General features: G+C 59.1%; 3 protein-coding genes. 1 reads left to right on the top strand and 2 read right to left on the bottom strand.

Annotated elements, in window-relative coordinates:
- The first annotated feature begins 180 nt into the window (after positions 1-180).
- A complete protein-coding gene (locus tag QJT78_RS48610; RefSeq protein ID WP_253574796.1) occupies positions 181-495 on the top strand; it encodes a hypothetical protein in 315 nt (104 codons plus the stop codon).
- A 772-nt stretch (positions 496-1267) separates the two neighbouring features.
- On the opposite strand, the gene QJT78_RS48605 is transcribed toward QJT78_RS48610, so the two are convergent.
- Positions 1268-3412: a response regulator transcription factor gene (locus tag QJT78_RS48605; RefSeq protein WP_212496801.1), complete on the bottom strand. Its 2145-nt coding sequence runs from the start codon at positions 3410-3412 to the stop codon at positions 1268-1270.
- A gap of 404 nt (positions 3413-3816) precedes the next feature.
- A complete protein-coding gene (locus QJT78_RS48600) occupies positions 3817-4440 on the bottom strand; it encodes a response regulator transcription factor (RefSeq protein ID WP_281460765.1) in 624 nt (207 codons plus the stop codon).
- Positions 4441-4727 lie beyond the last annotated feature (287 nt).

The raw sequence follows: 4727 nt of genomic DNA, 5'->3' as shown, positions 1-4727 counted from the left end.
ACAGCACGCCTCAAGCACCTTGCGATCTTTCCTCGAAAGGTGGACTTCTCTTGCTTCGGGTATCATCCCGACCTTGAATCACGACTCACGTTCCAAGAAAAGTGGGTACTACATCGTCGAACCGGGCGATCGTCGCATCATCGAAGAGATCGACTGAGTTCACATCGAGGAGAAACGAACATGAAGACAATCGCACTTGGCGCCGTGGCCGCAGCGGTGCTGGGATCGGCGGCGGTCGCCGCCCCGCTCAATCCGACCGCCGCCGGCTCGACGGAAGCCTCCGCCATCGACCAGGTCCGCCTGGTCTGCAACGAGTATGGACGATGCTACCGGACCCGCGGCCCCCGCTACCAGCGCTACTACGGCGATGATGACGGGTACGTGGTGCGCCGCAGCTACGGCTCCTACGGAGGGCCGGGTTATTACGACCGCGGCTACGGCTACTACGGCGGTGGCCCGAGCGTCGGTTTCAGCTTCAGGACCCGTAGCTGGTGACCTAGGAAAAGGCGGCTCTCGGAGAGGCCCTTTCCGCGCTGCGGCGACGAGCATAAAACGCCCCTAATTAAACGCCCTCTATTTCGTAGGACACAAAAAACCCCGCCGGCGACGGCGGGGTTTTCCATTTGATGCTCTCTGCCCTCGTCCGGGGTCCTTGGGTGAAGCTCCAGATGCTCGCTTGGCGACCCGTCGCGCCGCCCTTCCGAGGCGGAGCCTGGCGTCGTAGTCGCCTAAGTCAACGCCCTCAGCAAGATAGAACGGAGAACTGTTGCGCAGCCGCACCATCTCGCGGTCACGGCTGATAAGATTCGATGCGAGCTTGCCGAGCGGTAGCGCAAGGAGGTCCTCCCACTCGCGCACGAAGGGCCAGCTGCGAACTGGGCTTGGCGGGCATGAGCGGCCTCGCCCTCTCCACCAACGAAGGGTCGCGACGAAGCATCCGCGCTATCAGCCGATCTGCCACCAGCTTCGCGGTGTCGCCTACCACTCCCTCGTTCAAACCGTCGCTCACCATCTGGTCTGGCCTTAGGAATATAGCAGCCGGGTGATGTCGCGGGAGAGCGCCGAGAGGTCCCAAGGCGACGGCTGGTCCCGTCCAGCCATCGAGCAGCTCCTCTACGACCCTGGATACCTTGGTCTTATCCTGGATCGCCTTGATGGCGTCGCGAGCGCCTCGAGGGATGCTCGAATGCTGTGGTGAACGCCGACTTGGCCGACACGGATGATCTTGCTGTTCTGAAGGCAGCACGGCCCATTCGATCAGTAATTGCTACACAATCAAATCGTGAGCCGCATGGAGATTGGCGTGCCCTGAGTGATCGTGGTGCGCATCCGAAATATCAATCCCGTCAGCATCCTGGACCGGCTCCTGCCCCTCGCGTGCAACAGCATGCTGACCATCTCCATAGGTTTTTCCATTTCCGTGGCTCAGTTGCTGTAGGTCATACATGTCTGAAAACGTATTGTCGGCGCCATTTTTAAAATGAAAGGAATCGCCAAGTTCCGTGCCAACCGCTGATTTGGCCTGATCTGCGCTGCCGGAAGAAGGCCCGCTCTTTCCAGCAGTCGCAATCTTCAATGCCGAATGTGCGTCGTTGGCAGAATTTACGGATGTTGGTATATCCCGCTGCGGTTTGGCAGTATCTAAATCACCTGCCTGTGGATGCTGTGCGTGTTGCTTGCCGGCCGTGGAGCCATCTTCGAAAGCCTGCAAATCGCCGTGCGCCTGTCCGCTATTCGAATCTTCTCCCGCGGTTTCATGCTTGGCGTACCCCTCGGCTCCGGAGCTGTTGTCGGACTCAAGCAGCGCCTTTTGCGATTGACCGTGATTTAAACCGTCTCCCGGGGCCTCATGCTTGGCGTGCCCCTCGGCGGCTCCGGAGCTGTTGTCGGACTCATGCAGCGCCTTTTGCGATTGACCGTGATTTAAACCGTCTCCCGTGGCCTCATGCTTGGCGTGCCCTTTGGCTGCTCCGGAACTGTTGTCGGACTCATGCAGCGCCTTCTGCGATAAACCGTAATTTAAATCGTCTCCCGGGGCTTTGCGCTTAGCAGCTTCGGAGCTGTTGTCGTAAGCGCGCAAGTCCGATTGCGATCGATCCTGATTGGACCCGTTATCCCGACCTGTCTGCGTTGGGTCACGCTGCGAGGCTTCGTTCGTGGCCGCCGCAACAACGTCAACGGTCCCCGAACCTCGCGGAATAGTGATTTCTAGGTCGCTGCCGCCACCCTCCGCATGGGCATTGCCGACATAAAGCTCGCCACCGCCTTTGGCAATTGTATCGCCTTGAGCGAACTCGAATGCGAACGCCCCATCGTACACGGCCGTGCCGCCGAAATTTGCGAACCCGGGAAGTGCGGAGGCCAGTCCGTTGGCGTCGCTTGCGGTAGATGAATTGACGATTTCATCGTCGAAATCGAACGCCCGCACGGCGTGGTTGGCACCATCGAGCTCGTAGATCAAGGCGGCGAAAGCTGCAACTGTGAAGATGCTGTAGCTGCTCGAACCCGGCCTCGGCGCGTTGAGTGTTGCCTGCGCAAATAGGCTCGCGGCAATCTCGGCCACGGGATCGACGATTTTGCTGTTCGATGACGTCCCAGTTGCGGCGCCGGCGCGGTCCTTACTCACGCCTCTGGCCGGGGTGCCTCCTGATGCTGCTTCCTTGCGGCTGATTTTGATGGTGACGACCTCCGCGCAGCCGTTTGCGGGCATGACCGTGAAACTTTCGGTTGCGGCGTGACCTGGCGAATCGTCCAATGCTGCCAGGATCGCAGCTGCCAGGATACTCATCGCGCCATAACGGCGGGACAATGCCAGCGCAGCGAGCTCCGTCCGGCTGTTGATTCCGAGCTTCTGTCGCGCGTGGTCGATGTGAATCCTCACGATCTCCAGAGAGACACCGAGCATCCGAGCAATTTCACTGTCCGACAAACCTTCGGCGACGAGATCCATGATCGTCCGCTCGTTGACGGTCAGAACCGCCAGAACGTTATTGCCGAACGAGGCGATCCCATTAGCCTCGTTACCGACCCTAGCCAGGTCGGACCCCGGTTTTTCCAGCCTCAGGGACTGCACCAGCGCTTCTGGTTTGGCGTTCATCGAAATCGCGCCGCAAGCACCGGTCGCCAGTGCCCTGGCGAGATCGCCGCAGGCGACAGTAGCAGTGAAGAACACCAGCCGGGAGGAAAGACCTTCGTCGTCCGCGACGGCGAGGATGTCGGAGGCGGTTACATCGGTGAATCCGTCCTCCAGTAACACCACGTCGGGGGTCAAACTGCGAATGGCCGCAAGGCAACTTGCTCCATCAAGACAGCATGCGACTACTTCGAAATCGGGCTGCGCTCCGAGCAGCGATGCAAAACCCTGCAGAACAATGGGACGTCGATCTGCTATCACAAGTCGAACGCGACGCATGGGCTTCCTTCGCTAGGCCTCGCGCACAGCATGCGAAGCGGCGACTTAACTCCGCTCGACTGATTGCGTTCCTAATTGTCATAATGGGTTCGTGCGGACGCTTCTGACGATGAGTTCAACCAGTTAGTGACAGCTCCATATTCGCCTCTTAGCGGTCCGTCAGAGGTCTACCGCTCCAAGTACGGGGAGGGGGCTGCAGCTTGAAGGTGATTGCTGGTGATCCCGCTTGTGCAATCGAGGAGTGAAGCGCTGCTCTTCAAAAGCCATTTTATCCCGTAGAATACCCTTCGGCCGGCCGTAAAACTATCAAAGAGAATTCGATTCTTAAGCAGGTGAGCGGAACGCTCGCCGATGTCGATATTGCGCGAAAACTGCCGAAAAAAGGGATCCCAGTCGACGACTCTTCACCGGTACAAATCGATCTCGACTGCAATCCGGACAAGGTCGGAGTGATTTTTAGCGCCGAGCTTGGACTTCAGCATGGAGGTCGTGTTGGCAACGGTTTTATAGGAGATGCCGAGTTCGGACGCGACTTCTGAGATTCGGTCGCCACGACCCAAAAGCCTCAGGATCTCGAGTTCGCGTGGGCTCATCTGCGTCAAAGGACTGGCCTTGATCGCCGCGCCCGCGAAGGTTGTCGCTTCAGCCAGACGCGGTGAGACGAAGCGCTCCCCGGCTGCAACCTTCCGGATGGCCTTGGCGAGGAGACGGGGATTATCGCTCTTTGAGACATATCCCTGAATGCCCATCTCCACAGCGCGCACCACGAACGCTGGATCTTCACTCACGCTGAACATGACTATTTTGGCGGCGGGATCATCCCTGCGGATTCGCCGGGACAATTCGAAGCCGGTAAGGTCGGGAAGCGTCACGTCAACCACCGTGACGTCGGGATGCTTCTGCAAGTACGCACGGTGGCCGTCCTTTGCATCGGAAGCTTCCAGGATCTCGACGGAAGGGTCCGAAGTGAACAAGGCCCGGCAGCCCGTTACAACAACGGGATGGTCGTCGACGATCAGTATCCGCATGTCGTTCTGGCCCTCATTACACGTCCTCACTTCCTCCAGTTGTGCAAACGTCGCGAGCGCTGGAAAGGTTCTGTGTCCGCGCGTGACGTCGGACGATCCAACCGATGGGAGCACGAAGTGCAGCTGGCGGCCCCGGGATGAGGTAGGCGGCGGCCAGAATGGCCGCGACCGCCGTCGCCTAGTACCCACTTTTCTTGGAACGTGAGTCGTGATTCAAGGTCGGGATGATACCCGAAGCAAGAGAAGTCCACCTTTCGAGGAAAGATCGCAAGGTGCTTGAGGCGTGC

Source organism: Bradyrhizobium sp. Mp27, assembly GCF_029953005.1.
In the GTDB taxonomy this organism is placed as follows: Bacteria; Pseudomonadota; Alphaproteobacteria; order Rhizobiales; family Xanthobacteraceae; genus Bradyrhizobium; species Bradyrhizobium barranii.
This window is presented reverse-complemented; position numbering and strand designations above follow the sequence as displayed.